Annotated in this window: 27 protein-coding genes; 7 read left to right on the top strand and 20 right to left on the bottom strand. The window is 60.1% G+C overall.

From position 1 onward, the window contains the following. Genes ybeY through hrcA form a run of 6 tightly spaced genes read right to left on the bottom strand, consistent with a single transcriptional unit; the run spans nucleotide 1 to nucleotide 4,755 of the window. Nucleotides 1–462 (bottom strand): rRNA maturation RNase YbeY, encoded by a 462-nt coding sequence (gene ybeY, locus I6E74_RS07380; RefSeq protein ID WP_197124379.1) that lies wholly within the window; start codon nucleotides 460–462, stop codon nucleotides 1–3. A gap of 1 nt (nucleotide 463) precedes the next feature. After that, complete coding sequence (locus I6E74_RS07375) at nucleotides 464–1,513, bottom strand: PhoH family protein (RefSeq protein WP_197124377.1); 1,050 nt, start codon at nucleotides 1,511–1,513, stop codon at nucleotides 464–466. Further along, a complete protein-coding gene (locus tag I6E74_RS07370; protein ID WP_197124375.1) occupies nucleotides 1,503–1,853 on the bottom strand; it encodes a histidine triad nucleotide-binding protein in 351 nt (116 codons plus the stop codon). The genes I6E74_RS07375 and I6E74_RS07370 overlap by 11 nt, the downstream gene beginning before the upstream one ends. Nucleotides 1,854–1,870: 17 nt before the next feature. Next, the gene (locus I6E74_RS07365) at nucleotides 1,871–2,602 is read right to left on the bottom strand and encodes a 16S rRNA (uracil(1498)-N(3))-methyltransferase (protein WP_197124373.1); all 732 of its coding nucleotides are present in this window, start codon (nucleotides 2,600–2,602) and stop codon (nucleotides 1,871–1,873) included. Nucleotides 2,603–2,608: 6 nt separating this feature from the next. Then, nucleotides 2,609–3,709: a molecular chaperone DnaJ gene (dnaJ, locus tag I6E74_RS07360; RefSeq protein WP_197124371.1), complete on the bottom strand. Its 1,101-nt coding sequence runs from the start codon at nucleotides 3,707–3,709 to the stop codon at nucleotides 2,609–2,611. Nucleotides 3,710–3,732: 23 nt separating this feature from the next. Beyond that, nucleotides 3,733–4,755, bottom strand: a complete 1,023-nt coding sequence (gene hrcA / locus I6E74_RS07355; protein WP_197124369.1) for a heat-inducible transcriptional repressor HrcA — start codon at nucleotides 4,753–4,755, stop codon at nucleotides 3,733–3,735. A 211-nt stretch (nucleotides 4,756–4,966) separates the two neighbouring features. On the opposite strand from hrcA, the gene I6E74_RS07350 reads away from it, so the two are divergent. Together I6E74_RS07350 and I6E74_RS07345 are read left to right on the top strand one after the other, a co-directional pair. After that, nucleotides 4,967–5,335, top strand: coding sequence for a DUF4870 domain-containing protein (locus I6E74_RS07350; protein WP_197124367.1), 369 nt, complete (start codon nucleotides 4,967–4,969; stop codon nucleotides 5,333–5,335). A 126-nt stretch (nucleotides 5,336–5,461) separates the two neighbouring features. Further along, on the top strand, nucleotides 5,462–5,836 hold the full coding sequence (locus I6E74_RS07345; protein WP_231601157.1) for a DUF4870 domain-containing protein: 375 nt from the start codon (nucleotides 5,462–5,464) through the stop codon (nucleotides 5,834–5,836). Nucleotides 5,837–5,867: 31 nt separating this feature from the next. Here the strand turns inward: I6E74_RS07345 and hemW are convergent, their stop codons facing one another. Further along, a complete protein-coding gene (hemW, locus tag I6E74_RS07340; protein ID WP_197124365.1) occupies nucleotides 5,868–7,118 on the bottom strand; it encodes a radical SAM family heme chaperone HemW in 1,251 nt (416 codons plus the stop codon). A gap of 104 nt (nucleotides 7,119–7,222) precedes the next feature. On the opposite strand from hemW, the gene I6E74_RS07335 reads away from it, so the two are divergent. Then, nucleotides 7,223–7,894 (top strand): HAD family hydrolase, encoded by a 672-nt coding sequence (locus tag I6E74_RS07335; protein WP_231604922.1) that lies wholly within the window; start codon nucleotides 7,223–7,225, stop codon nucleotides 7,892–7,894. A 48-nt stretch (nucleotides 7,895–7,942) separates the two neighbouring features. On the opposite strand, the gene I6E74_RS07330 is transcribed toward I6E74_RS07335, so the two are convergent. From I6E74_RS07330 to I6E74_RS07320, 3 genes are all read right to left on the bottom strand, one after another. Further along, nucleotides 7,943–8,581, bottom strand: a complete 639-nt coding sequence (locus I6E74_RS07330) for a DUF1990 family protein (protein WP_197124361.1) — start codon at nucleotides 8,579–8,581, stop codon at nucleotides 7,943–7,945. Nucleotides 8,582–8,585: 4 nt separating this feature from the next. Continuing rightward, complete coding sequence (lepA, locus tag I6E74_RS07325) at nucleotides 8,586–10,454, bottom strand: translation elongation factor 4 (protein ID WP_197124359.1); 1,869 nt, start codon at nucleotides 10,452–10,454, stop codon at nucleotides 8,586–8,588. 100 nt (nucleotides 10,455–10,554) lie between these two features. Further along, nucleotides 10,555–10,938, bottom strand: a complete 384-nt coding sequence (locus tag I6E74_RS07320) for a DUF4190 domain-containing protein (protein WP_197124357.1) — start codon at nucleotides 10,936–10,938, stop codon at nucleotides 10,555–10,557. A 481-nt stretch (nucleotides 10,939–11,419) separates the two neighbouring features. Between I6E74_RS07320 and rpsT the strand changes: the two genes are divergently transcribed. Then, a complete protein-coding gene (rpsT, locus tag I6E74_RS07315) occupies nucleotides 11,420–11,680 on the top strand; it encodes a 30S ribosomal protein S20 (RefSeq protein WP_197124355.1) in 261 nt (86 codons plus the stop codon). A 76-nt stretch (nucleotides 11,681–11,756) separates the two neighbouring features. Here rpsT and holA read toward each other — a convergent pair whose 3' ends face one another. The 5 genes from holA to I6E74_RS07290 all read right to left on the bottom strand — a co-directional run bounded on the left by holA (nucleotide 11,757) and on the right by I6E74_RS07290 (nucleotide 20,029). Next, nucleotides 11,757–12,785: a DNA polymerase III subunit delta gene (holA, locus tag I6E74_RS07310; RefSeq protein WP_307784419.1), complete on the bottom strand. Its 1,029-nt coding sequence runs from the start codon at nucleotides 12,783–12,785 to the stop codon at nucleotides 11,757–11,759. A gap of 31 nt (nucleotides 12,786–12,816) precedes the next feature. Beyond that, nucleotides 12,817–15,198 (bottom strand): ComEC/Rec2 family competence protein, encoded by a 2,382-nt coding sequence (locus tag I6E74_RS07305; protein WP_197124351.1) that lies wholly within the window; start codon nucleotides 15,196–15,198, stop codon nucleotides 12,817–12,819. Then, the gene (locus tag I6E74_RS07300; protein WP_374221050.1) at nucleotides 15,195–15,794 is read right to left on the bottom strand and encodes a helix-hairpin-helix domain-containing protein; all 600 of its coding nucleotides are present in this window, start codon (nucleotides 15,792–15,794) and stop codon (nucleotides 15,195–15,197) included. Before I6E74_RS07300 ends, I6E74_RS07305 begins: the two co-directional genes overlap by 4 nt. Nucleotides 15,795–15,849: 55 nt before the next feature. After that, on the bottom strand, nucleotides 15,850–18,456 hold the full coding sequence (gene leuS, locus I6E74_RS07295; protein ID WP_197124349.1) for a leucine--tRNA ligase: 2,607 nt from the start codon (nucleotides 18,454–18,456) through the stop codon (nucleotides 15,850–15,852). Nucleotides 18,457–18,631: 175 nt separating this feature from the next. Further along, the gene (locus I6E74_RS07290; RefSeq protein ID WP_197124347.1) at nucleotides 18,632–20,029 is read right to left on the bottom strand and encodes an anthranilate synthase component I family protein; all 1,398 of its coding nucleotides are present in this window, start codon (nucleotides 20,027–20,029) and stop codon (nucleotides 18,632–18,634) included. 11 nt (nucleotides 20,030–20,040) lie between these two features. Between I6E74_RS07290 and I6E74_RS07285 the strand changes: the two genes are divergently transcribed. Next, complete coding sequence (locus I6E74_RS07285; RefSeq protein WP_197124345.1) at nucleotides 20,041–20,805, top strand: aminotransferase class IV; 765 nt, start codon at nucleotides 20,041–20,043, stop codon at nucleotides 20,803–20,805. Nucleotides 20,806–20,896: 91 nt separating this feature from the next. Next, entirely contained in the window at nucleotides 20,897–21,559 is a 663-nt protein-coding gene (locus I6E74_RS07280; protein WP_197125227.1) for a DedA family protein, read from the top strand. Between the two features lie 101 nt (nucleotides 21,560–21,660). Here the strand turns inward: I6E74_RS07280 and I6E74_RS07275 are convergent, their stop codons facing one another. From I6E74_RS07275 to I6E74_RS14730, 5 genes are all read right to left on the bottom strand, one after another. Continuing rightward, a complete protein-coding gene (locus tag I6E74_RS07275; RefSeq protein WP_197124343.1) occupies nucleotides 21,661–22,572 on the bottom strand; it encodes an ABC transporter substrate-binding protein in 912 nt (303 codons plus the stop codon). 2 nt (nucleotides 22,573–22,574) lie between these two features. Continuing rightward, nucleotides 22,575–23,327, bottom strand: coding sequence for an ABC transporter permease (locus I6E74_RS07270; protein ID WP_197124341.1), 753 nt, complete (start codon nucleotides 23,325–23,327; stop codon nucleotides 22,575–22,577). Next, nucleotides 23,324–24,007, bottom strand: coding sequence for an ABC transporter permease (locus I6E74_RS07265; RefSeq protein ID WP_197124339.1), 684 nt, complete (start codon nucleotides 24,005–24,007; stop codon nucleotides 23,324–23,326). Before I6E74_RS07265 ends, I6E74_RS07270 begins: the two co-directional genes overlap by 4 nt. Then, entirely contained in the window at nucleotides 24,004–24,831 is an 828-nt protein-coding gene (locus I6E74_RS07260) for an ABC transporter ATP-binding protein (RefSeq protein WP_197124337.1), read from the bottom strand. Before I6E74_RS07260 ends, I6E74_RS07265 begins: the two co-directional genes overlap by 4 nt. A gap of 129 nt (nucleotides 24,832–24,960) precedes the next feature. Further along, nucleotides 24,961–25,611 carry a TetR/AcrR family transcriptional regulator gene (locus tag I6E74_RS14730; protein ID WP_197124335.1) on the bottom strand — a complete coding sequence of 217 codons (651 nt, stop codon included), beginning with the start codon at nucleotides 25,609–25,611 and terminating at the stop codon, nucleotides 24,961–24,963. A gap of 103 nt (nucleotides 25,612–25,714) precedes the next feature. On the opposite strand from I6E74_RS14730, the gene I6E74_RS07250 reads away from it, so the two are divergent. Further along, nucleotides 25,715–26,398 (top strand): SOS response-associated peptidase, encoded by a 684-nt coding sequence (locus I6E74_RS07250; protein ID WP_197124333.1) that lies wholly within the window; start codon nucleotides 25,715–25,717, stop codon nucleotides 26,396–26,398. Nucleotides 26,399–26,455 lie beyond the last annotated feature (57 nt).

Here is a 26,455-nt window from a genome sequence, read left to right as displayed (position 1 = left end):
CTACTTATTTCGGTCGGCCAGGGCAAAGCCCGCCAGGATTTCGCGCTGAAGGCCAAACATTTCTTTTTCTTCTTCTGGCTCGGCGTGATCGAAGCCGAGCAAGTGAAGCAGACCGTGAGCCGTCAGCAGAAGCATTTCGTCCAGCGGCGAATGGCCGGCAGTTTCGGCTTGGGAGAGCGCAACTTGCGGGCACACGACGATATCGCCGAGTAATCCAGCAGGCGTCTGTCGGTCTTCCGTGCCGGGGCGCAGTTCGTCCATGGGGAAGCTCAAGACGTCGGTGGGGCCCGGCTCGTCCATCCACTGCACGTGAAGCTGTTCCATGGCGGCCTCGTCGACGAAGACTATGCCGAGCTCGGCATCCGGGTGCACGTGAAGCTGGTCGAGGGCGAAAGTGCAGAGGCGCTGGAAGGCGTGCTCGTCGACGTCGACGCCCGACTCGTTGTTGATTTCAATCGACACGCTAGCGTCCCTCGTGGTTGCGGCTGCGTTTCGGCGACCGATTTTTGCGGTTGTATTCGTCACGCTGCTTTTCAGCGTCATAGGTTGTATAGGCATCCACAATTTGACCGACGAGGCTGTGACGAACAACATCGGCACTCGTCAGCTCAGCGAAGTGGATATCGTCGATGTCTCGAAGCACGTTCGAGACGAGTTTAAGCCCACTTGCGCCCTCGGGCAGGTCGACCTGAGTGATGTCGCCAGTGATCACCATCTGGGAATCGAAACCGAGGCGCGTGAGGAACATCTTCATTTGTTCTGGCGTGGTGTTCTGAGCTTCATCAAGAACGACAAACGAGTTGTTGAGGGTACGACCGCGCATATAAGCGAGCGGGGCAACCTCAACGGTGCCGGCCGCCAGCAACTTAGGCACAAGTTCCGGATCCATCATGTCGTTGAGCGCGTCGTAGAGCGGACGCAGATACGGGTCGATCTTGTCGGTCAAAGAACCGGGCAAGAATCCCAAACGCTCCCCCGCCTCAATGGCAGGTCGGCTCAGGATGATGCGGTCAACTTCTTTGCGCTGCAACGCCTGTACGGCCTTGGCCATCGCCAAGTACGTTTTACCGGTGCCGGCGGGGCCAATTCCAAACACGATCGTATTGTTGTCCATCGCGTCGACATACTGCGACTGACCGAGTGTTTTCGGTCGAATCGCTTTGCCGCGTGCCGTGAGAATTGTTTGCCCGAGGAGCGTTTTCGGGCTGCCCTGGTTCTTTCGCAAGATGCGCGCCGAGGAGTCAACCTCGATCTCGCCCAAGTCGTGTCCACCGCGCACCATCGTGACCAATTCATCGACGAGTTCTTGAGCAGATTCTACCGATGCCGGTGGACCACTCAGAGTGATTTCGTTGCCGCGGACATGCATTTCAACGTCGGAGAATTTGCTCTCCACCACACGCAGCAGGCGGTCTTGGGGACCAAGCAATCGCACCATGGCGACACCATCTACTTCGATCGAAACGCTGACGCGCTCTGTGGAACGTTCGGACTCAGAGTCACTAGTGACCAAGGGTGCCTTCCTCGAGGTTTCCACCGAGCACATGAGCGTGCACATGGAAAACAGTTTGACCAGCGTTTTCGCCGGTATTGAAAATCAGTCTGTACTGTCCGCCTGCGTAATCGTCGGCAAGCTTCTGCGCCACCGCGACGATGTCGGCCAAGAGTGCAGGGTTGCCAGCAGCAAGTTCTGTCACATTGGCGAACTCTTCAGTCTTCGGCACAATGAGCAGGTGCACGGGCGCCTTCGGGGCGATGTCGCGAAATGCGATCACCGAATCTGACTCGAAGACAATATCGGCGGGAATTTCGCGAGCAATGATCTTCGTGAAGATCGAGGGGGAATCAGACATGTCTCTAGCCTAAACCTCTAGCTCCAACGGCCAAGCTTGACGTTCAAAGCCGCCAACGCTGCAGGGCCCGCTGTTGAGGTACGCAACACTTCACTGCCCAGCCGAATCGTGGATGCACCGGCCGCTGTCAGGAGCGCTAGCTCGTGATCCGCGACACCGCCCTCCGGCCCCACGACCAAAACGATGTCACGGTCGTCAACCTCAAGGTCGGCGAGCGTCTCCGTGGCTGTGGGCTCGAGCACGAGCATCCGCGTCGTTGACGCGAATGCCGCCAATTGCTTTGTCGTCACAAGATCGAGCACGTCAGGAAGCCACGTGCGCAACGACTGCTTGCTCGCTTCGCGCACAATTGCTGCCCAGCGGTCGCGCCCCTTGGCAACTTTGGGGCCCTGCCACCGCGAAATACTGCGTGCGGCCGACCACGGAATCACGCCATCGACGCCGAGCTCAGTGGCCACTTGCACCGCGAGCTCATCACGGTCGGCCTTAGCAAGAGCCTGGGCGAGGAATACCGCGGGGGTACGCCGGGGCGACTGCTGCACTTCGGCAACCTCAATCGTGAGTTGCGTGTGTTCTGCCGTGACAACCGGCCCCGAGACCACAAGACCCGCACCGTTGCTGATGGCAATGACTTCGCCAACTTTCAACCGTGAAACGGTAACTGCATGGCGCGCTTCGGCGTTGCCGAGCGAAACGGCATCGCCGACACTCGCGTCACCGAGCTCCTCATCGATATAGAGGTGAGCCACGGCGGCCTAGAGGAACCGGTCGCGGAGCTTTGCAAACAAGCCCTGCTGGAACTCGGCAAAGTGCGGTTGCTTGCTCTTGCGTACGGCAGCCAGCTGCTTGAACAAGGTCTGCTCGGCGCCGCTGAGCTTAGTCGGAGTGACCACCTGGATGCCCAGTCGCAAGTCACCACGGCCACCACCGCGAAGGGCCGTGATTCCACGATCCCTGACGGTAAGAACTTCGCCGCTCTGCGTTCCCGGCTTGATCTGCACCTCAACCTCACCGTCAAGTCCGTCAAGCATGACTGTGGTGCCCATGATCGCATCGATCATCTGCACCTCAACGGTCGCGAGCAAGTCGTCGTCAGAGCGGCTGAAAACATCGTGATGGCGAACCTTGATCTCCAAGAACAAGTCACCGTGCGGTCCGCCAGCGGGGCCAACTTCGCCTTGACCAGGCATCTGCAAACGCAGACCCGTCTCAACTCCGGCGGGAATATCGACTGAGATCGTGCGCTGAGCCCGAACGCGGCCCTGGCCTGCACACGTCGCGCACGGGTTCACAATGATGTTTCCGTAGCCGCGGCACGTGCCACACGGGCTTGACGTCATGACGTTGCCGAGAAGGCTGCGCACCTGACGCTGGATCTGGCCGCTGCCCTGACAAATATCACAACGAATTGGCGAGGTTCCGGGTGCCGTGCAGCTGCCCTCACACGTTTCGCAGAGCTCAGCAGTGTTGACCTCGATGTCGCGCGTGACGCCGAACATCGTGTCTTTCAGGCTCACCTCAACGCGGAGTAGCGCATCCTGGCCACGCTCACGACGCGAACGAGGACCAGCGGTCTGGCCGCCACCCCCGCCACCAAAGAATGTTTCGAAAATGTCGCCGAATCCGAAGTTGGCTCCGCCGAATCCTCCGCCGCTGCCACCCATGTCGTACTGCTGGCGCTGCTGCGGATCGCTCAACACGTCATACGCGTGAGTTACCGACTTGAAGCGTTCCGACGCATCCGCGCTCGGATTCACGTCGGGGTGCAGCTCGCGAGCGAGCCGGCGGTATGCCTTCTTGATTTCTTCCGGTGTCGCTTCGCGCGCAACGCCGAGGGCTTCATAGTGATCTGCCAAAGTTCCGATTGCTCCTTACGAGCTCAGTTGTCTTCCAAAAGTCGTGACAGGTACCGCGCTACCGCGCGAACCGCTGCCATGTTGTTCGAATAGTCCATGCGTGTTGGGCCAAGCACTCCCAGCCGCGAAAGTCCGCCGCCGGAGGAGGAATACCCTCCTGTGACGACCGATGTCTCTTCTAATCCAAATTCTGCGTTCTCTCGCCCGATGCGAGTAGAAACTGATCCATTTGCTACTTCCATCTCCCCAAAGAGGCGCAACAACGTTACTTGCTCTTCTATTGCCTCAAGTACAGGAAAAATGCTGCCGGTAAAGTCTTGCTCGGTTCGTGCAAGATTTGCTGTGCCAGCCAACACGAGCTTGTCGGCACGGTTAGCCAACACCTGTTCCACCAAACTCGAGGTCACTAAAGCGACAAAAGGCCGACGTTCAACAGGAAAAACCTCAACGAAACTGGCAAGTCGCTCAGCAGCCTCGGGCAATGACTGCCCGTTGAGAGCCGAGTTGAGTTTCGCCCGCAACTCGCCCAAGAACACATCATCAAGCGCCTCTGGAAGATCAATAAGTCGCTGCTCTACCCGACCAGCGTCGGTGATAAACACCGTCATGATCCGCGTCGCCGTGAGCGGAACTAGCTCCACATGGCGCACCCTGGCCGTTGCCAGCGATGGGTACTGCACGAGTGCGACACTGTTGGTGAGCTGCGACAGCAGGCGAACTGACCGCGCGAGCACGTCATCCAGATCGTCGGCTTGGCCGAGGAACGACTCGATTGCTTGACGCTGCGCACTCGTAAGAGGTCGCAAGTCAGCCAGTTGGTCGACAAACATGCGGTAGCCCTTATCGGTGGGCACACGCCCCGACGAGGTATGCGGCGCCGTAATGAGTTCTTCGTCTTCGAGCAAAACCATGTCGTTGCGAATCGTCGCTGCGGACACTCCAAAAGAATGCCGTTCAACGATCGATTTAGAACCGACAGGCTCGCGCGTAGCAACGTAGTCCTGCACGATGACTCGAAGTACGTCAAGTCCGCGGGCGGAAACCATGCCACCACCCACCTTTCCTGATTGGCACTCAATCCGTTCGACTGCCAATCTTACTCGACACACCGCGACACACCCGTTGCACCGCGCGAGTCATACCGCTAGCGTGTCTTTGTACTTGAGCGCTACCTTTTTGTGGAAATGCTCAGGTGTGACACCGAGCACTTTGATGAAACCCGGGAAGTTCCCTCGTTCACCTGAAAGGCACGAACACATGACTGACGCAAATCCGCAGCCCGCAGCACCCCAGCCGGCCGCACAACTGACCGCTACCGAGGACAACCAGTGGGCATCATTCGCTCACTTGGGCGGAATCATCGGCTTCCTTCCCTCGCTAATCATCTGGTTGGTCTTCAAGGACCGCGGTGCTTTCACTAACACCGAAGCCAAAGAAGCACTGAACTTCCAGATCACGATGGCGATCGCCTACATCATCTCGAACATCCTCACGGTTGTATTTATCGGTGCAATCTTGATCCCGATCGTCTTCATCGTGTCGGTAGTCTTCTCGATCATCGGCTTCACCAAGGCGAAGGACGGCACGAACTACCGTTACCCCTTTGCACTGCGCCTCATCAAGTAGGGTCTTCTTCGCAGTAATGGCCCACATCGGCTAGTCCGAACGGGTTTCGCCCCGAGAGCTTCGGCTCTCGGGGCTTTCTTTTGCCCAACGGGGGCTTGCGGACTAGATTCAGGGTTTAATGGGGTCATGTCTGATTCCACACCACCAACCAACTCGCCGTACGCGCCGATCCAACCAATGAGTCCGAGCGACGAGAAGCTCTGGTCGACGCTGATTCACGTCGGCGGAATCTTCTTCAGCTTCATTCCCGCTCTTATCGGGTACCTCGTGCTCAAGGACCGCGGACCGTTCGTGCGGGCCCACACTCGCACCGCACTTAACTTCCAGATCACGATGGCGATTGCTTACGCGATCGGTGTCGTCCTCACCACGATCTTTATCGGCCTCTTCTTGATCATCGGTGTCGGCATCGTGATCATCATCTTCAGCATCATCGCCGCCGTCGCCGCCAACAAGGGCGAGGCCTACAAGTACCCGCTGACCATCGAGTTCATCAAGTAACTCGACGGTACCGCCCTCACACGGTTTCGCTCTAGACAGGGGCGTCTGCTAGCAAACGTCGCACTACGGCATCCGCTAGCAGGCGCCCCTTGAGCGTGAGATTGATGGTTCCGCCGATCGCGGCCCGGGCATCCACGAGTTCATCAGCGATGAGGCCGGCAACCGCCGTACGGCCGTCTGCATCGAGCGTCGCCGTGGTCAAACCGTTGCGAACGCGCGCCCGCAACAGCACGTGCTCAAGATATTTGCTCGAGTCAGCGAGTGTTTCGCGCCCCGCGCCGGGTGAATGGCCCGCCGCGATACGATCCGCATACGCCGCCGGATGCTTGACATTCCACCAGCGCACACCACCAACGTGGCTGTGGGCTCCGGGGCCAACACCCCACCAGTCATTGCCCAACCAGTAACCGAGGTTGTGACGGCTTGCGTGACTGATCTCGGGATTCTCGTCGCGCTTGGCCCAGTTGCTGACCTCGTACCAGTCGTAACCTGCCGCAGCGAGCTTCGCGTCAGCCAACTCGTACATGTCGGCCTGCAGGTCATCGTTGACCGGGGCAACATCCCCACGCTTGATCTGCGCAGCCAGCTTCGTACCGGTCTCGATAATGAGCGCGTAGGCAGAAATATGGTCGGGATTCTGAGCGATCGCATAGTCAAGCGAGCGCTCCCAATCGGCCAGCGACTCCCCCGGAGTTCCATAAATGAGGTCGAGGCTGACATCCAAACCAACATCGCGCGACCACTCGACAACGAACGGCACGCGCTCGGGATCGTGGGTGCGTTCTAGCGTGGCCAACACATGGGGCACCGCGGACTGCATGCCGAACGACACTCGAGTAAAGCCAGCCTCTTTGAGCGCGAGAAGGTAATCGCGGTCGACAGAGTCGGGATTTGCCTCTGTCGTGACTTCAACATCCGGCATAAAGCCCCACGTATCGCGGGCGGCGGCGAGCATGCGAGTCAGATCAGACACGGGCAGCAGGGTTGGGGTACCGCCGCCGAAGAAGACTGTGGAAGCCCTGCGCGGTGCAACGCCCGCTTGGGTGAGAATCGCGGATGCCTGCGCGATTTCAGCGATCGCTTCGGTCGCGTAGTCAGAGCGCTTTGCCCCACGCAATTCTTCGCCCGTGTAGGTATTGAAGTCGCAGTACCCGCAACGAACCCGGCAGAACGGCACGTGAATGTACACGCTCCAATCCCGGTTCGCCGAGTCAACCGCGACACTCGCGGGCAGCGCTCCGTCGAGAGGAGCAGGATCAGCAATCGGCAACGCACCTGGCACGAACTAATCCCCTTAACAAACGGTGAAGAAAGCGTGCCAGCACTATGACCAGCGGGCACACGTCAATTGTCTCACCTCGGACATGGGAGCATGGATGCGTGACTATGCACATCCTGTGGGACATCGACGGAACGCTCATCCACAATTCGACAGACGGCGCTGCGGTGTACCTCGACGCATTCACCCGCGTCACTGGTGGCCCACCACAGAAGCTCATCACGAATCCCCACGGCAAGACCGAAGGACAGATCCTCACCGACCTGCTCGTGCTTAACGGGTATCCTGCCGCTCTGCTCGAGGATGTCCTCGCCGAGCTCGACATCCGCACTCAAGCGCTGCACGACAACGGCTATGTGCGCTCCGCGGTTGCCGGAGGGCAACACGCCCTTGTCGCCGCCACCGACCGCCGCTGGACAAACGCGCTGCTCACCGGCAACGGACTTCAGCATTCTCGCGTCAAGCTCGTCGCGGCGGGCTACGCAGCCGAAGATTTCAACTGGAAGAACTCGTTCTTCGGTGATCGGTCACCCGACCGCCACCACCTCACGTCCCTTGTGGCGACTGTGCTCGGAGACCAGCCCAGCGTGATCGTCGGCGACACCCCGAATGATGGCCTCGCCGCCGATTCGGCGAAGATCCCGTTTATTGCGGTAGCGACCGGCGCCTACAGCGTCGCTGACCTGCGCGAAACCAGTGCGCTCGTTGTGGTCGAGAACCTTGAGAGCGGCCTCGACGATGTGCTCGAGGCAATCGACCGGCTAGCGACGCGCGGCTAACAGCGCGAGGCAGCGTTGCGCGCTAATCGTGCGCATAGGCAACGAGAACTACTCTGCAGGCTCGATGGGAGCAGCGCCACCGTGCTCACCCGGCAGGCTCGCGGGAATTGCTCCAGCGAGAGCGCGCAAGTAGCGGCTCACCACGAGGTACTGGAAGATTCGCAAAGCAGGTGAGAGCAACATCCACTTGAAGGATGCCGGCCGCGAGAACGAACGCACCGTCATCCACACCGAGTTGTCGTCACGACGCTCGATCATGAACGACTCTTCGCCGCGCAGAGGATGCCCCTCGAGCGTTCCGTAAGCGAAGCCGGCAACCGTGGTGTCATCAACGACATACACAACGCGCACTGGTTCGTGCGCCGTGTAGCGGCCGCGGCCCACCGAGAGCACAATCGTGTCGCCGGGGCGCACGAAAGGATGATCAGCGCTATCGGCAGAAAGGTCCTGCAGTTCGCCATGCGGATCACGGGGCAACAAAGTGACACCGAAACCGCTGCGACGCTTCACACCCCAGGTAAGAATTTGCTCGCGAGCAAAAGCCCAACGCTGCTCACCATGCCCAATGCGGGCACTTCGCTGCACGCGGCGGAAACCTGCGGGAGGAAGCACCGTGAAAGTGCTGCCGCGCGTAGCACCGACCGCCCCGTACGTGACGGGAGCATTGGGATAGGTGCGGGCATCCACAGGGCTACTTCTTCTCTTTCCCGGCTTCAACTTCACCGGAAAGTGCGGCAATGAAGGCAGACTGAGGAACTTCAACGCGACCGACCATCTTCATGCGCTTCTTGCCCTCCTTCTGCTTCTCAAGGAGTTTACGCTTGCGGCTGATGTCACCGCCGTAGCACTTAGCAAGAACATCTTTACGCATGGCACGGATCGACTCGCGAGCAATAATGCGCGCACCAATCGCGGCCTGGATGGGCACCTCAAACTGCTGGCGCGGAATCAGGTTCTTCAAGCGCTCCGTCATGAGCACGCCATAGGCGTAGGCCTTGTCGCGGTGCACGATTGCGCTGAACGCGTCAACGGCTTCGCCCTGAAGAAGAATGTCGACCTTCACCAGGTCAGCTTCTTGGTCGCCACTGGGCTCGTAGTCGAGGCTTGCGTAGCCCTGAGTGCGGCTCTTGAGGTGGTCGAAAAAGTCGAACACGATCTCGCCAAGCGGCATTGTGTAGTGCAGCTCAACGCGGTCGGTTCCGACGTATTCCATACCCTGCATGGTGCCACGACGCGACTGGCAGAGCTCCATCACGGTTCCGACGAAGTCTTTCGGCGTCAGAATGGATGCCTTCACCATCGGCTCAGAAACACTGGCGATCTTGCCGCCAGGGAACTCGCTCGGGTTCGTGACCGTCGTGAACTTCTTGTCGTCGCCCATCACTTCGTAGATAACCGACGGAGCCGTCGCGATCATATCGAGATTGAACTCGCGCTCGAGACGCTCGCGCACAATCTCCAAGTGCAGCAGGCCGAGAAACCCACAACGGAAACCAAAGCCCAACGCCACCGACGTTTCGGGTTCGTAAACCAGCGCAGCATCCGAGAGCTTCAACTTGTCGAGAGCTTCACGCAGCACCGGATAATCGGAACCATCGATCGGGTAGAGACCAGAGAACACCATCGGCTTCGGTTCTGAATACCCCTGAAGCGGCACACTCGATGGCTTCGCGAAGTTGGTGACCGTGTCGCCAACCTTGCTGAGGCGCACATCTTTCACGCCAGTGATGAGGTAACCCACCTCTCCAACACCAAGGCCCTTAGTGGGCGTTGGCTCGGGCGCACTCACGCCAATTTCGAGCAACTCGTGAGCCGACTTAGTCGACATCATCATGACCTTCTCGCGCGGCGAGAGCTTGCCATCGATCATGCGGACGTACGTGATTACACCGCGGTAGGCGTCGTAGACGGAGTCGAAAATCATGGCGCGGGCCGGAGCATCCGCGTCTCCCACCGGTGCGGGGATGAGTCGTGTTGCCTCATCGAGCAGCTCGGGCACGCCGACGCCGGTCTTGCCGGAAACGCGAAGTACAGAGGCCGGATCGCAACCAATGAGGCCAGCGATTTCTTCGGCATACTTGTCGGGATCGGCAGCGGGCAGGTCGATCTTGTTCAGCACGGGAATGATCGTGAGATCGTTCTCCATCGCTAAATACAGGTTGGCGAGCGTCTGGGCCTCAATGCCCTGCGCTGCGTCTACCAAAAGAATTGCGCCCTCGCACGCCGCCAAGGAACGTGACACCTCATAGGTGAAGTCAACGTGGCCGGGTGTGTCGATCATGTTGAGCGCGTAGGACTGCTCCTTACCGTTCTCATCAGTGAGCGCCCAGGGCATGCGCACCGCTTGGCTCTTGATCGTGATGCCTCGTTCACGCTCGATATCCATACGGTCGAGGTACTGCGCTCGCATATCGCGGTCGCTAACGACCCCTGTGACCGACAGCATGCGGTCAGCGAGGGTGGACTTGCCATGATCGATATGCGCAATGATGCAAAAGTTGCGGATAAACGCAGGATCGGTCGAAGCAGGCTCAAGTGTGTAAGAGGCGCGAGGAGACATCCGCCCAATTCTCCCATGAAGCCGACGATCCTGCGCGCACCCACCGTTGCGACAGGCCAAAGCCCGCACCGTTACCGGTGCGGGCTGGACTCCAAGACGCCTAAAAAGCAGCGCCCAGAAGGATAAAGGGCAAAGAAAACAGGGCGCCAGCAACAACGATGAAAACCCAACCGAACGTTGCGACGCATGCTAAGACGATGCCCCAGATAGCGAAACCGCGGCCGGCTGGTTCATCGCGCAGTCCAAATACGCCAAGAATGACGGCCGCCAAGGGCACAACAACGGTCTGGGCAAAAATCAACGACGCGATACCCAAGCTGAGAGCGAGAATGCTCATTGTGGGAGCACTCGACTTCGCAGGAGCAGCGGATGTTGCGGCGTGGGGTTCCGCCGGACCCGGCTGGGAGTCCCGAGTGTCGCCATCACGCTCGGATTCGGATTCGGGGAGAACGATAGTGGACGAAGAAGCGGTTGAAGAAGTCATGACTCCACGGTAGAAAAACTGCAGCGGTGCGGGTAGCGGGGTAACCCCCGAAATGCTGGGTGGGGCGACCAGATGCTCTGCGGCAACCCACCTGCACCACTTAGGCGTGGCATAAAACGGGAAGTGCTCAAGGTCAGTACTCTGGGAGAAGCCAGCGGGGACATCGCGCAGCGGCGTCCCGCAATTGCCGAAGCTTTACCGAGAAGTCCGAACTAACCCCGTTTGTTCGGCGCTGGGGTCGCGCAATTGTTCCGCAATTGGCATAGCTTCACTGGAACCGCGCAAACAAGTTTGCACGGCGCTGGGGTCGTGCAATCGTTCCGCAATTGCCATAGCTCCACTGCGCTGGTAATGTTGCCTGTTGGCTTATGCATAAGGTTCTTCGTCGAACAGTATGCGCATCGCGGCCGGGAATCAGAACGTCGATTCTCTTCCACGGCCGCCCACCATCTCTGATCCACAAACAAGAAAGCACATACACGTGGCAAATATTAAGTCGCAGATCAAGCGCATCGGTACCAACAAGAAGGCACAAGACCGCAACCGCCAGGTCAAGAGCCAGATCAAGACCGCTATCCGCGCAACGCGCGCAGCGATCAAGGCTGGCGACAAAGACGCCGCTCTCGCGAACCTGAAGGTCGCTTCCAAGTCACTCGACAAGGCAGCTGGCAAGGGCGTAGTCCACAAGAACCAGGCAGCCAACCGCAAGTCGGCAATGGCCAAGCAGGTCGCAGCACTCTAAATACCTCGCTCGATTTAACGTCGAACACACAAAAGCCCCTCACCGTTCGCGGTGAGGGGCTTTTGTCGTTAACGAGCTAGCTGTTGCCGCGGGCAGCGACCACAGAGATCATGCGTTCTAGGGCAAAGACAGGGTCGCGCCCCATACCTTTTACCTGAGCATCGGTGTCAGCGATTGCTTCGATGGCGGTGCCGAGCCCCGCGTCGCTCCAGCCCCGCAGATCTTTCATCGCCCGATCGGCCTGCCACGGCGCCATGCCGAACATCTTTGCTGCTTGCCCAGACGACATCGAGCCGCCCGAAAGCTTTGCCATAGTGCGCAATTTCGAGGCGAACGCCGCCACAATTGGCACCGGGTCGGCGCCCGAAGCGAGCGCATGGCGCAAAAGTACAAGAGCCTCACCAGATCGACCGGCGATCGCGGAATCCGCTACCTTGAACGCACTCGTTTCGACCCGACCCGAGTAGTAGCGGGCGACAGTAGCTTCGTTGATCTCATCAGCATCATCGGCGAGTAGCTGCTGGCAGGCTGCCGCAAGTTCAGCCAAGTCAGCAGAAAAGGCAGAGACGAGCGTTCGCAGCGCCCCGGGGGTGACCCGCCGACGCTGTGCCGCGAACTCTGCGGAGGCAAAGTCGTACTTTTCGGCATCCTTCTTCATCTCGAGGCACGTGATTTCGATTCCACCGCCCTTGCCTGCCCGGATGGCGTCGAGCAGTTTCTTGCCGCGGACTCCCCCCGCATGACGCAGCACAAGGTAGGTGTCGTCTGCCGGAGACTCAAGGTAGGACAGGGTTTCGGTGATAAATGCGTCGGTGCATTTCTCGACGTTCGTCACCCGAATCAACCGGGGCTCGCTGAACAGAGAAGGGCTGGCAAGACTGATGAGTTCGCCAGGACCGTAATGGTCTGCTTCAAGGTCGTTGACCTCGAGACTGGGATCTTCGACCCTCAAGGTGTCGCGCAGCATGCGGATAGCACGGTCGGCCAAAAAGCCTTCGGTGCCGCTGACGAGAATGATCGGCGCGGGACGCACCTTGTTCCACGCCAACTGCGGGATCGCGACTTTAGATTTCGCCGGCGATCGGGCGGGGGTTCTGGCGGCCACAACACTCCTCAATTTGAACTGCGAACCCAGCCTAATGCCGGGTGCCCACATCCTTCTCCGACCACACTGAAACCACACCGGGCTGCGCCGTTGACGAGACTAATACCAAGCCGTCTTCGTCACTGCGGGCTACTGCCGTACCAGCGTCATCGAGCATGACGAGCGCATCGTCCGTGGGATGGCCGTAACCGTTATCCGCTCCGACACCGATGAGTCCGAGGGTGGCTTTCAGCTCGGTATAGAGGGTCGGATATTGGTCACCGGAGCCATGGTGACTGACTTTAACGACGTCCACTTTTCTCAGGGCGTGGGCAGCGGCGAGGCGCGCTTGAGCACTCTCGCCGAGGTCACCGAGGAACACCGCGCTGAGACACTGCTGGACACAATCCGGGCGAGGAATGAACTCGATGACCACGCTGGCGTCGTTTCCTGGCTGAATCCCCGACAGCGGCGCAGTCGGCCATAGGGCGCTCCACTGCAGTTCACCAAACTGGCCGCGGTCTCCCGCGCTCACCTCCGTGACACGGGCACCCGCCGACTCCAGAACGTCGAGTAGTGCTTGGTCGGCTGGTGATCCGACTGGCCCCACCATCACCAGCCCCACGTGCCCCACCACGGCCTCAGTTCCGCCAACATGGTCGTGATCGAAATGCGTTAACACCAACAGATCGATGTGGTCGACCGATAACCGGTCGAGACAGCTTTCAAGGCGTTTAGGCTCAGCACCGGTGTCGACGAGGGCAGTCTTGCCCGCGCTACGAACGACAACGGCGTCTCCTTGGCCGACGTCGCATTGAGCGAATTGCCAGTCGTTCGGCCACGTCAGCGCCGCGCTCACGGCGGAACCCGCGACAACGGCGACAGCAACGGTCACTGCGATGAGCAACAAGGTCATCGCGCGCGCTCGCCACACACCACTCGTGACGAGAGCACTGAGGAGGAGCACCGTAAGTACGCTGAGGGTCACGACGCCCACCCAGCCCTCCCACCACGGGATGCGGGCCCACGGGGCGTCAGCGAAGTATTCAGCTACTGCTGCGACCCAGGCAGAGGGAAGCCACGCGATCCACATGAGTCCCAGCCCGAGAAGCGGAAGAACGGAGAGCGCCACACATGCCGCGAGCCCGACGACCGTAGCGATGGGCGCGGCGGGCGCGGCTAGTACGTTCGCGAGCACTCCATACGTCGGCAACGAGGGTTGCAAGAGAAGGAGAACAGGCTGGCAGGCGAGCTGAGCCGCCAAGGGCACGGCGATGACGAGGGACAGCCAGCGGGGCATCCAGCGTCCGAGAAATTGCGCAAGAGGTTCGGCAAATAGCAGTAGCCCAGCGGTAGCGAACACGGAGAGAACGAAGGCGAAGTTGCGTGAAAGCCACGGATCGAACACAAGGAGTGCGATCGTGGCGAGGGATAGAACGGCCATCCCCCGGATCGGCCTACCACTGCCGAGCGCGATCAGCACGAATGTGGCCATCAGGGCGGCCCTCAGCACGCTCGGGTCGGGGGTAACCACAATGACGAAGGCGAGGAGCACGAGAATTGAAAGGGCGATGCGCAGCGCACGGTGAATTCCGGCCCGCCCGCCAAGCGCCATGATGAGTCCGACCACGATCGCGCAGTTTGCCCCCGAGACAGCCGTGAGGTGGCTCAGCGAGCTTGTCTTCATCGCATCATCCAGATCGTCGCTGACGGCGCTGGTGTCCCCGATGGCGAGGCCTCCCAAGAGTTCGCCACCGCCACCGGGTAGTTGGATCGTTGCGGCGGCAAACGTGCGGCGCAGCTGGTTTGCCCAGTCGAACTGCCAATTCGGAGCTGCGCGCCACTCTGGAGAATCCGAAGCGAAGAGGAGCACCGCGCGCCCGTCGCCCGGTTCGGTGTTGGCGAGAGTGCCAGTGACGGTGAAAGTGACGCCGATCCCCCACGGCACGTTGTCGCCCTCGGAGCTAGGAAGCTCGAGGCCGTTTGGGGAGTCAGCTACCTCCGTTTCGCTCGCGCCGAAACCGCCGCGTTCGCTGAAAATGAGTGCGGGAGAATCGAGCTCTAGAATTTCACCATCGAACTCCAATTCGGTGATGTTCGCGTGAAAGAACTCTGCATCGTCAAGCACCGCGGCGGTCGTCACTGCTGTCGCAGTGACTGTCGAATGTTGTGCAGTAATCTCTGCGAGCACCGCTGGTTGTCGACTCTCGGCTTGGAGTGCGACCGAGGTCGAGCAGAGAGCCGCGAGGGCACATCCGAGAGCTAGGCTCGGCAACAATCGGCGCCCGGTCACGAGCGCAGCTGCCGCATACACGCCAGCCCCGAGCCACGATGCAATCGCTACCTGGACAGACCACGCGGGCGCGGCGATCAATAAGACTGCCACGATCCAGGCGGCGGCAACCGGCAGGCTCAACCGCAGGTCGAGATTCATACCGTGACCAAGTCGCGCAATCCGTCAAAGGTCGCATCGCCAATTCCGGCCACGTTACGCAAGTCATCGATGCTCACGAAGCGCCCATTGGCGTCACGCCAGGCCAGAATGCGTGCCGCCATCGCGGGGCCGATGCGGGGCAGCGTATCGAGCGCTGCAGCATCCGCGGTATTCAAATTGACCCGACCGTCGGACGCAGTGGTCTCAGCCGCGTCATCGGCGCCGGCGGCGGGCACGGCGAATTGTTCGCCATCCGCCAGTAGCCGCGCGAGATTGAGCTGATCGCGGTTGGCGTCGTCAGTGAATCCCCCAGCCGCCGCAATCGCGTCGATTACCCGCGATCCCTCCGCCAGCTCAAAGAGGCCGGGGCGAGCCACAGCACCAGTGACGTGCACAAACAGAGACGGCGTCTCAATCACAAAGCTGTCATCGTCACCACCGACCTCGCCCCGAGCGATCTCGAGGGCTGCCGGACTATCAGTGAGCGCCGTCGCCAGCACCGCACATCCCAGCGCGACGAGCACCACAACAATGACGGCGCCCACGCGCACTCGCAGCCGTGCTTTGCGAGCCTGCTCAAACTCTTCCACCCCCAAAAACTAAGCGCGCCCCGATTGCTCGGAACGCGCTTAGTTGAACGTGTGGAGTGTCTTAGCCTTCGGTCGGCTGTTGACGAGTCGCGATGTTCACGATCTTGGGAGCACGCACGATGACCTTAACGATCTCGCGGTCGCCGACGGTGCGCTTGACCGCTTCGGACGCCATGGCGAGGGCTTCGAGATCGGCACCATCGATCTTGGGCGAGACTTCGAGGCGGTCACGCACCTTGCCATCCACCTGAACCACGGCCGTGACCGAGTCCTCAACGAGGAGAGAGGGGTCGGCCTTGCGCCAGCCGGCGAGTGCAACGGTGGGCTCGTAGCCGAGCTTCTCCCACATCTCTTCTGCCGTGTGGGGCGCGAACAGGCTGAGCGCGATGGTGATGACTTCGGCAGCCTCGCGCACTGCAGCGTCGCCGCCGCCGGCACCGGTGTCGATCGTCTTGCGCGTCACGTTGACGAGGTCCATGATGCGAGCGACGAGCACGTTGAACTTCAGCGACTCGGCGAGACCTGGGCCATCGGCGAGGAAGCGGTGGGTGGCGCGACGAAGCGTTGTGTCGCCCGTCTTCCACTCGATCTCGGGAGCACTCGTGACATCCCGCACGACACGGAACGCGCGAGCCAGGAACTTGTGTGATGCCGCAGGCGACACGTCTTCCCAGTTGATGTTCTCCTCAGGCGGGCCAGCGAAGGCCAGCGTCAAACGAAGCGCATCGGCACCGTGCTCGGCGATTTCGCCCGAGAACGTGACAGCCTTGCGGCTGCGCTTCGACATCTTCTTGCCCTCAGAGAGCACCATGCCCTGGTTCAGCAGCGCGCTGAAGGGCTCCGTGAAGCTGACGTAGCCGAGGTCGAAGAGCACCTTGGTGATGAAGCGCGAATACAGCAAGTGCAAGATCGCGTGCTCAACGCCACCGACATACTGGTCGACCGGAGCCCACTTTTCTGCTTCTGCCGGGTCGAAGGCCTGCTCAGAGTCGTTCGGCGACAAGAACCGCAAGAAGTACCACGAGCTGTCGACAAACGTGTCCATCGTGTCAGCGTCGCGAAGGGCAGGGCTGCCATCGCGCGGGTCTTCAACGTTGATCCAGTCTTCGGCTGCGGCGAGAGGCGACTTGCCCTTCGGCTTCAGGTCGAGACCCTCCGTCGACGGCAGTTCAACAGGCAGCTGGTCGAAGGGAACCGGAATCAGCTCGCCATCCGAACCGTGGATGATCGGGATGGGGGTTCCCCAGAAGCGCTGACGGCTGATCAGCCAGTCGCGCAGACGGTACGTCTTTGCAGCACGACCGGTGCCAGCAGCCTCAAGCTGCTCCACGATCTTCTTGATCGCATTGTTCTTGCTCAGACCATCGAGAGGGCCCGAGTTGATCATGCGGCCATCGCCCTGCAGCGACTTACCCGTCTCGCGCGGGTTCAACGGCGGCAGGTCATCGGGGAGGATAGCCATGCCGTTTTCGTCGAGCTCGAGAACGGGAATCAGGCCAGTGATCGGCGCATTTGTGTCGAGTACGACACGCACCGGCAGGTCGAACTTGATCGCAAACTCAAGGTCGCGCTGGTCGTGGGCAGGCACAGCCATGACCGCGCCATGACCGTAATCAGCCAGAACATAGTCGGCAGCCCAGATCGGGATGCGCTCGCCCGTGACCGGGTTGATAGCAAAGCGATCGAGAGGAATACCAGTCTTCTCCCGACCGGCATCCTTGCGCTCGATCTCAGTCTGCTTCTGGGTCTGCTCAAGATAGCTAGCAAACGACGCCTTCACATCGTCGCTGGCGTTCTCCACGAGTTCAGCAGCTAAGTCACCGTCAGGGGCGACGACCAAGAAGGTCACACCGTAGAGGGTGTCGGGGCGCGTGGTGAAGACCGTAACCTTACCGTCACGACCTTCGATCTCGAAGTCGACATCCGCACCGACCGAGCGGCCTATCCAGTTGCGCTGCATCGTAAGAACCTTCGACGGCCAGGCGCCCTCAAGCTGGTTGAGGTCGTCGAGCAGACGGTCGGCGTAGTCGGTGATCTTCAAGTACCACTGCGTGAGCTTCTTCTTGACAACGACGGCGCCGGAACGCTCGGACGTGCCATCAGCCAGAACCTGCTCGTTCGCGAGAACAGTCTGATCTACCGGGTCCCAGTTGACCCAGGAATCCTTGCGGTACGCGAGACCTTTTTCGTACATCTTGAGGAACAGCCACTGGTTCCACTTGTAGTACTCGGGGTCGCTCGTGTGCAGAACGCGATCCCAGTCAAAGGAAACGCCATAGAGCTTCATGCTCTTCTTCTGCTGATCGATGTTGTCGTAAGTCCAGCCGCGAGGGTCAATACCGCGCTCAATAGCGGCGTTCTCAGCAGGAAGGCCGAAGGAGTCCCATCCGATGGGGTGAAGAACGTTGAAGCCACGCTGACGCCAGTACCGCGCGGCGATGTCACCGAAGGCATAGGCCTCGGCATGACCCATGTGCAGATCGCCCGAGGGGTACGGGAACATGTCGAGAATGTACTTGCGCGGGCGCTTGTCTTCGGGGTCGCTCGTCGCGAACGGCTTAAGCTCTTCCCACTTGGCTTGCCACTTAGCGTGAATGGCGGCTACATCGTAGTCCGAGCCACTCTCGCGGTCGTCGTGTGCACCAGCAAAGTTGGGCTGCTCAGTCACGTAAACACTCTCAATTCGTTACAGGGAAGATCTAAGATTACCCAACTCACGGCCGCGCTCGCGGGGGCCAAAAAGTGTCGGGCAATTCCATTGTCTATGAGTTGACGTCTCTCACAGTACACAGCCCCACGGTAGACCGGTGGTTCGCTGCGGTTGAGAGCGGATGCGCGGCCGCTCAGTCGGCCGGAACACCGAGCACTCGTAGCAGTGCAGCCGCCTTCAACTTGACCTCGGCCAGCTCCTCCGCTGGCACCGAGAGAGCCGTGATGCCACCGCCGGCGCCGATCGTGGAACCTCGGGCATCCATCACGATGGAGCGGATGACCATAGCAAGGTCAACGGAACCGTCAAGCCCCACGTACCCAAAGACGCCCGAGTAGATGCCGCGCGGGGCACGCTCAAGAGAATCGAGAATGAGCGTCGCCGAATGTTTGGGCGCTCCCGTCATCGATCCAGCCGGAAACGACGCCCTGATGGCATCGACAGCGCTCACATCAGGCCGCAATTGACCCCGGATGGTGCTCACCAGCTGGTGCACGGTCGCATAACTTTCTACGTCGAACAGCTTCGGCACCGTCACCGAACCGACCTCACAGACGCGACCAAGGTCGTTGCGCATGAGATCAACAATCATGAGGTTTTCGGCGCGTTCTTTGTCACTCGCGAGTAGCTCGGCGGCGAGCCGGTCGTCGTCACTCTGGTCGGAGCCGCGGCCGCGCGTGCCCTTAATTGGCTTAGTCTCGATTAGCCCGCTCGGGTCGATAGAGAGAAACTGCTCGGGAGTCGAACTCAGCAGCGCTGTCTCCCCCACCCGCATAAATCCGCCATGGTGGCTAGGGTTCGCGGCGCGGAGCGCCAGATAAGTGCCCGCAGGATCAGCGACCTCATCGACGTGCACACTCGTCGTGAGACACAACTGGTAGGCATCGCCCTCAGTTATTGCGCTCTGGCAGGCTGCGATCATGGCGAGATAGTCAGCATCGGAATCGCGCCAGATGGCGCTCGGCGGCGGTGTCGCGGAGCGTGGTGAGCGCGCCTGCGGTGCGGTTGCAGGCACTACCGGCACCGCGGGATGGCCTGCTTCACCCGCCGCGGCAACAAGCGCCGCAATGTCGTCGCGCCACTGCGCGAGCTCCGATGTCCAGCTCTCGCCGAGAGCGAGCAAGCTGAGCGACTGAGACGTGTGGTCGAACACCAGAGCGCGGTCTACCCACAGCCAGGCGGCATCCGGGGTCTCGGCCAGTTTAGTGATGGGAACCCCGAGCGATTCGCCCCGCAGTTCGTAGCCGAGCCAGCCAACCCAGCCGAGACAGAAACCCTCTGGTGCGGAAGACACATCGACGTCGGGCACGGCGAACTCGCGCTGCATCCAGTCGAAAACGGGTTCCGTGAGGTCAGTGCTGAGCACGGCGCGCTGCGAGAGCGCAAGGTAGCTGCGACCGGTCGTCGCGCTCACTCCGCTGTCGAGCCAGATTGCGCCTGCCGCACTATCGGCACTCTTCAGGAGTTCGCTAAACACCGCCGCGGGGTCGACCCAGCGCGGCAGGTCAGCAATGAGAACGCGAGAGCGCATAACCTAAGCCTATGAGTGCGGACGCAATTTACCGGTGGCAGAACGACCAACTCCTCGAAGTTTCCCCCGACGACGTGCCCGAAACCCCCATGAAAGTCGCCGATTCGTGGCTCGTCGACTCCGGCAAGGTGCTCGCCCTCAATCTTCACCAGCAACGATTCTTGGATGCCGTGCCCGCTGCCCAGCAAGAAACTGCTGAAAAATTCTTCACGGCTGCGATCGCCGCTCTCCCCCGCGCTGGCGCCTGGTTTCCGCGCGTCGAGCTTCGCGGAACGGAGTTCTTTCTGCGCTTGCGCGCCAACCCCGAATTGCGCCGCTCAGCGAAGGCGATCAGTTTCACGGGGGAGGATCCTCGGAGCCAGCCCAGCGTCAAAGGGCCAGACATTGCTGCCCTCGGGGCCTTGCAGGTTGGCGCTCGCGCTCACGGCGCCGACGAAGCGATCATTCTCACCGACGAAGGCTTCGTTATCGAGGGTGCGTACAGCGCGATTTTGTGGTGGCGCGGCGAAATTCTCTGCGGTCCCCCGGCGGAGTTCCTACGCGTAGACAGCGTGACCTCCCGCAGCGTGCTCACGCTGGCGCGGGCGCTCGGGCTCGACACCCACGAAGAAGCCGTGACTCCGGCCGAACTCGCCGAAACCGAGGTATGGGTAGTGAATGCTCTGCACGGCATCCGTATCGTCTCCGAGTGGGTTGAAGGGCCAGCTGTTGCGGAGAAGCCGGGCCGTCTCGCGCAGTGGCGCACCCGGCTCGGAGCCCTCGCTCGCACCATATAGCCAGTCTGCTTTCGGCTTGGCTCGCTAGGCTGATTCTGTGGATCCTGCTTACCTTGCCCTCAACACCGCAGTCGTCGCTGCCGGCGTTGATATCGGCCAATGGGTCAACGATGCGCTGAGCTACATTCTTGACACCGTGCAGTCGGTTGATCCGGTGCTGCGCACCATCCTTGCGGGCGTCGCGATCATGCTCGAGACCTCGATCTTGGTCGGGCTGCTCGTGCCCGGCGATACCGTGGTCTTAGTCGCCAGCTCAGCAGTGGGCAGCGTTCTTGAGGGTGCCATCCTCATCGCGGTCGTAATCGTTGGTGCCCTCATCGGTGAGAGCGTCGGGTTCGCGCTTGGGCGCTTCTTCGGCCCAAAGATCAGGCACTCGAAGCTCGGCAAGCGCATTGGCGAGCAGCACTGGGTTCAGGCCGAACGTTATCTTGGGCGCCGCGGCGGCATCGCGGTATTCATCTCCCGCTTTCTGCCCGTGCTGCACTCGTTGATTCCGGTAACGGTCGGCATGAGCACCATGCGTTACCGCACGTTCATGGCGTGGACCGTTCCTGCCACCAGCATCTGGTCAATCGGCTACGTCTCCGTCGGCGCGCTCACTGCTGGCAGCTTTCGGGAGCTCCTCGATCAGTTGCATTACGCAGGGTATATTTTCGTCGCCGTTGTGGCGGCGCTTGCCATCATCACGTTTGTCGCCAAAAAACTATTGCACCGCTCTCAGCAACGCCATATGGAACATCACGACAGCGAATAATCGTTAACGGCAGAGGGACGGATGCTCGTGCATCCGCCCCTCAGCGCTGAACTAGTCAGCAGTGCTGAACTATTCAGCTAGGTGTTGTTGCTTGGCCAGTGCTAGCTGAGACCGTTTTCGCTCAACCACGCGCTGGCGATGTCGTCAGACGACATCTTGTCAACGGTGCTCTGAACGTTGAGGGCTACGAGGCCTTCGGGCGTGAGCTTGGCGCTCACAGCGTTGAGCACGTCAGCAACAGAGTCAGCGATATCTGCATTTACGAGCGGAACAACGTTGGATGCCAAGAAAAGCCCCTCAGGGTCAGTCAGGCTCACGAGGTTCTCGGTTTGGATGCGCGGGTCGGCGCTGTAGACGTTTGCGATGTTGATGGTGCCCGCAACGAGAGCATCAACCGTCGTGTCGCCGGTGGCGGTGAAGCTCACGGTTGCACCGTACGTGTCTTGAAGACCGGCAGGTCCGTAGGGGCGCTCTTCGAGTTCAGCGTTGCCGCCGAGCTTGAGGTCGCTCACGCCAGCCAAGTCCGCGAGCGTGACGAGCGAGTTCGCTGCGGCGAAGTCAGCCGTCACGTTGTAGGAGTCTTGGTCGGTAGCAGATGCTTGGTCGAGAACGGTGAGACTCTCAGGAAGTGCGTCAGCGAGCTCTGCATAGACCTCGTCTGAAGCGGTAGCCGTTGTGTCGGCGCTGTAGAACTGGAGAAGGTTTCCCGTGTACTCGGGCATGATGTCGACTTCGCCGCTTTCAAGAGCGGGAAGGTAGGCGTCGCGCTGGCCGATCTGGAACTGACGATCAACGTCGAAGCCGGCGTTTTCGAGTGCCTGCGAATAGATTTCCGCAATGATTTCGTTGGAGTAATAAGCCTGCGATCCTACGACGATGGTGTCGCTGCTGGCGTTGTCATCACTCGATCCAGTGTCCAAGGGATCACTAGTTGCACACCCTGACAGGGCAATTGCAACCCCGACCGCGGCGGCGCCAAGCGCGAGCCGGCCTTTGTTCTTAGCTGTGAACATTTCTATCCTCTTCTTTCTTGGGCAACTTTTGCTGCCACCGGACGTCGTCGAGGTGACGACGTTCGGACATCTTTAGCACGCCCAGCCGAAACTCCGCGGGGAACCGCGAATTGTTGAAGCAGAGCGAATATTCCATCGAGAGCGAGCGCGAGCGCCGCAATCAGCAGGGCACTGCCGAGCATCTCGTCATAGCGCTGGAGGGGAAGGCCGCGGAAGATATAAATTCCGAGACCGCCAAGGCCGACGTAGGCCGCCAGAGTCGCAGTGGCAACGACTTGCAGCGTTGCCGCCCGCAGCCCGCCGATCAGCAGCGGAAGCCCCAGGGGAACCTCCACTTTCCAGAGGATTTGCCACTCGGTCATGCCAATAGCGCGGGCCGAATCTATGACTCGGCGGTCGACAGCCTCGATGCCCGCATAGGCACCAGCCAGAATCGACGGGATGGCGAGCAACACGAATGCAGTGACGGCCGCAATTTGCAGTTGAGTCTGGGCCACGCCGAAGAGCAGAACCAGCAGCAGGATGAGACCGAAGGACGGCAGGGCGCGAGCCGCACCAGAGAGCCCGACAGCGAATTCGCGTCCCTTCCCAGTGTGACCGATGTAGAACCCCAACGGCACTGCGATCAAGGCGGCGATCACTACCGAGAGGAAGGTATAGAACAAGTGCTCTTCGACGCGAACGGGAATGGGGTTGCTGCCGCCAAGACGTTCCGGTGAGAAGAGCCACTGAATTGCTTCTACTAGAAGGTTCATACGAGTTCACCTTCCTTCACTGGTTCAGGCACAGGCTTCTTTTTCTTCGCCACTGTTGCCCACGGCATGAGAAAGCGCCCGAGGAGCACGAGGGCTCGGTCGATAAGCAGAGCAACCACCACAGTCATGACAACGCCGGAGAAAATCTCCTCGATGATGCGACGCTGAAAACCGTTGGTGAAGAGATAACCGAGGCTCTCGACTCCGATCAGAATTCCGACCGTCACGAGGCTGACGGTGGAGACCGCTGCCACGCGCAATCCGGCAAGCACGACGGGCCCGGCGAGCGGAAAGTCGACCGTCCAGAATCTACGCCAGCCGCCAAAACCGACGGCGGTGGCAGATTGACGAATTGCGGGATCGACGGAGGCGAGAGCATCCGCTACTGACCGCGCCATGATGGCCACCGCATAGAGCGTGAGCGCAATCATGATGTTGTACTCGCTCAAGAAAGGAATCCCCAACAACGGTGGCAAGATCACAAAGAGCGCGAGCGAGGGAATCGTGTAGAGCAGCCCGGCAAGGGTCAGCAAGATGCCCCGCGTGAGCTTGAAGCGATATGCGAGCCACCCGAGGGGGATCGAAATGAGGAACCCAAGAACGATCGGCGGAATGCTCAACCGAATGTGTTCGAGCGTGAGGCCCCAGATCAGATCAAGATTATTGATGATCCAGGTCACGCTAGGTCTGACCCTCCTACAAGAACGCCGGCGCCGCGGCCTTCACTGTCGACGAGAATTGTTCCGTTAGCGGTCTTTTTGAGCGTGAGCGCTCGCTTGCCACGGTCAGTCCCGATGAAATTGGCGACGAATTCGCTGGCCGGTGCTGCCATGATCTCGGTCGGGCTGCCGACCTGCGCGATCTTGGCGCCCTTTTCAAGAATGACGACCTGATCGCCAAGCAAGAATGCTTCGTCGATGTCGTGGGTCACGAACACGATCGTCTTGTCGAGCTCATGCTGCAACCGAATGGTTTCTTGCTGCAACTCAGCACGCACGATCGGGTCAACCGCACCGAAGGGCTCATCCATCAGCAGGATATTGGGGTTGGCCGCAAGACCGCGCGCCACACCGACGCGTTGTTGCTGCCCGCCCGAAAGCTGGCTGGGGTAACGGTCCGCCAAAGAGCGGCTCAGGCCGACGGTGTCGAGGAGCTCGAGCGCCTGCTCTCGTGCCTTCTTCTTGGGCACTCCGTTGAGCATCGGCACCGTGGTGACGTTGTCGATCACCTTGAAGTGCGGCAAGAGCCCGGAGTTCTGCATGACGTAGCCAATGCTGCGCCGGAGAGCGACCGGTTCTTTGCTCATGATGCTGACGCCATCGATTTCGATGTCGCCATCCGTGGGGTCAACCATGCGGTTGATCATTCTCAGCAGCGTTGTTTTACCACTGCCCGATGACCCGACGAAGACCGTAATCTTTCGCGACGGAATCACGAGATTAAAGTCTTCTACGGCCACGGTCCCGTCGGGGAAACGCTTGGTTACTGCTCGAAATTCAATCATAATTTCGGCTCATTCCTCGCGCCTCTACGCGGATCGACACTTGCCAGCACTATTAGCTAAACAGTATTCGACGCCGCTGTCATTCCCGATTGGGTATAACTAAGGCAAATTCGCACAGAGCGAACTGAACTACCAGCCGATGTTCTCCATAATGAAGCCTCGAACATACGACGTGCTCACCGTAATGAATTCGTCATCGCCCTGAGGGTTCATCAAGAATGCGCGCGCCACAAGGGCATCACTCATCTCGAGAGCCGCTTCAAGCGTGAACCGCGTTGCCGCAGAGTTCTCTACGCCAAAACGAGCCGACAGTGCTTCAACGATGCGCTCAGCAACCAACGACTTGTGCGTGCGGCCGTTCGGCAGCGGGCGCAAGTCAAGCTGGTCTCCTACGCGCAATCCGCGGAAACCTGGTTCGGTGCGGTACGTGTAGATAACGGATTCGAACGCGGTGCTCAGCGCTGCACGCCAGTCGGCGTGGGCTGGGTCATTGATCGCATCCGTGATGCGAGTCATGACGCGCTCAAAGTTGCGCGAACCCAAAGCCTGAAGCAGAACGATGCGGTCGGGGAAGTAACGGTAAACGGTACCGATCGACGCTCCCGCGCGTTCGGCAACCATAGCGGTGGTGAGTCGCTCAATGCCGACCTCGTCGACGATGGATGCAGCTGCATCAAGTAGTGCGGTTAGACGAGCTGTGCTTCGTGCTTGCACGGGCTCGTTGCGTAGCGAGACTGCTGGTTCAGTCACGATTTCAACGGTGGTTGTTTGTGCGGACACAATGGCCCCCTTCTCGGTGTCTGATCAATCCTAACCTTTAGAACGATTGTTCTACGTGGGGTAGAAGCTCACTTTTTCTGACAAAGAGCCGTAAAATTCATATATGTGCGGTCGATTTGCTATGGACGACACGGTGAATCAGATGATCACCGAATTTGTTTCGGCGACCGGTAGACCACCTGAGGAGTGGCAAGCTGACTGGCTAGCAACCCCCATCGCGCGGCCAACCGATCAGGTGCCGATCCTGCTCAAGACGACGAGCGACCGCGACGACCCAGAGTCAGAGGTGATCCGCCGAGCCGCACTCGCCCAGTGGTGGCTTACTCCCCCGTTCTCTCCTGTGCTGCGCGGAAAGTATCCAACCTTCAACGCTCGCAGCGAGACAGTGACCGAGAAACCCACTTTTCGCTCCGCCGTAATCAGCCAACGTGCCGTGTTGCCCGCGATCGGATACTTCGAAACGCAGAAGAGCGGGTCGAAGCCTGTTCCCTATTACATAGCGCCACCCCAAGGGCTCCTCTTCTTCGCCGGCCTCTACTCGTGGTGGAAAGATCCCGCAGCTGACCCGAGTGATCCCGCGCGCTGGCATCTGACGACCACAATGTTGACGCAGGCGGCAACCGGAGCACTTGCCGACATCCACGACCGGATGCCGGTCATTGTCGACCAGGAATCAATCGACGAATGGATCGACCCTCACACCCGCGGCGACCGGTTATTGGTCGACGCGATGGTTACCGCATCCGCAACGTTGAGTGAACAATTGCGCGCTGAGCCGCAGCGTTAGGCCACCGGAGCGAACGCTTGTGCACCCCGGATGACCACCAGTCGCCCTAGGCTGGAG

The sequence above is a fragment of the Salinibacterium sp. SWN139 genome (assembly GCF_015864625.1).
GTDB lineage: Bacteria > Actinomycetota > Actinomycetes > Actinomycetales > Microbacteriaceae > Rhodoglobus.
Note: the sequence above shows the minus strand (reverse complement) of the source record. Positions and strands in the feature narration are given on the sequence as shown.

Excerpts from the sequence above, each read along its gene's own strand:
- I6E74_RS07275 (WP_197124343.1), bottom strand. The coding sequence starts at position 22,572 with ATGTTCACAGCTAAGAACAAAGGCCGGCTCGCGCTTGGCGCCGCCGCG.
- I6E74_RS07335 (WP_231604922.1), top strand. The coding sequence starts at position 7,223 with ATGCACATCCTGTGGGACATCGACGGAACGCTCATCCACAATTCGACA.
- I6E74_RS07270 (WP_197124341.1), bottom strand. The coding sequence starts at position 23,327 with ATGAACCTTCTAGTAGAAGCAATTCAGTGGCTCTTCTCACCGGAACGT.
- I6E74_RS07285 (WP_197124345.1), top strand. The coding sequence starts at position 20,041 with ATGAGTGCGGACGCAATTTACCGGTGGCAGAACGACCAACTCCTCGAA.
- I6E74_RS07260 (WP_197124337.1), bottom strand. The coding sequence starts at position 24,831 with ATGATTGAATTTCGAGCAGTAACCAAGCGTTTCCCCGACGGGACCGTG.
- lepA (WP_197124359.1), bottom strand. The coding sequence starts at position 10,454 with ATGTCTCCTCGCGCCTCTTACACACTTGAGCCTGCTTCGACCGATCCT.
- I6E74_RS07345 (WP_231601157.1), top strand. The coding sequence starts at position 5,462 with ATGTCTGATTCCACACCACCAACCAACTCGCCGTACGCGCCGATCCAA.
- I6E74_RS07305 (WP_197124351.1), bottom strand. The coding sequence starts at position 15,198 with ATGAATCTCGACCTGCGGTTGAGCCTGCCGGTTGCCGCCGCCTGGATC.
- I6E74_RS07290 (WP_197124347.1), bottom strand. The coding sequence starts at position 20,029 with ATGCGCTCTCGCGTTCTCATTGCTGACCTGCCGCGCTGGGTCGACCCC.
- I6E74_RS07370 (WP_197124375.1), bottom strand. The coding sequence starts at position 1,853 with ATGTCTGATTCCCCCTCGATCTTCACGAAGATCATTGCTCGCGAAATT.
- I6E74_RS07250 (WP_197124333.1), top strand. The coding sequence starts at position 25,715 with ATGTGCGGTCGATTTGCTATGGACGACACGGTGAATCAGATGATCACC.
- I6E74_RS07350 (WP_197124367.1), top strand. The coding sequence starts at position 4,967 with ATGACTGACGCAAATCCGCAGCCCGCAGCACCCCAGCCGGCCGCACAA.
- I6E74_RS07320 (WP_197124357.1), bottom strand. The coding sequence starts at position 10,938 with ATGACTTCTTCAACCGCTTCTTCGTCCACTATCGTTCTCCCCGAATCC.
- hrcA (WP_197124369.1), bottom strand. The coding sequence starts at position 4,755 with ATGGTTTCCGCCCGCGGACTTGACGTACTTCGAGTCATCGTGCAGGAC.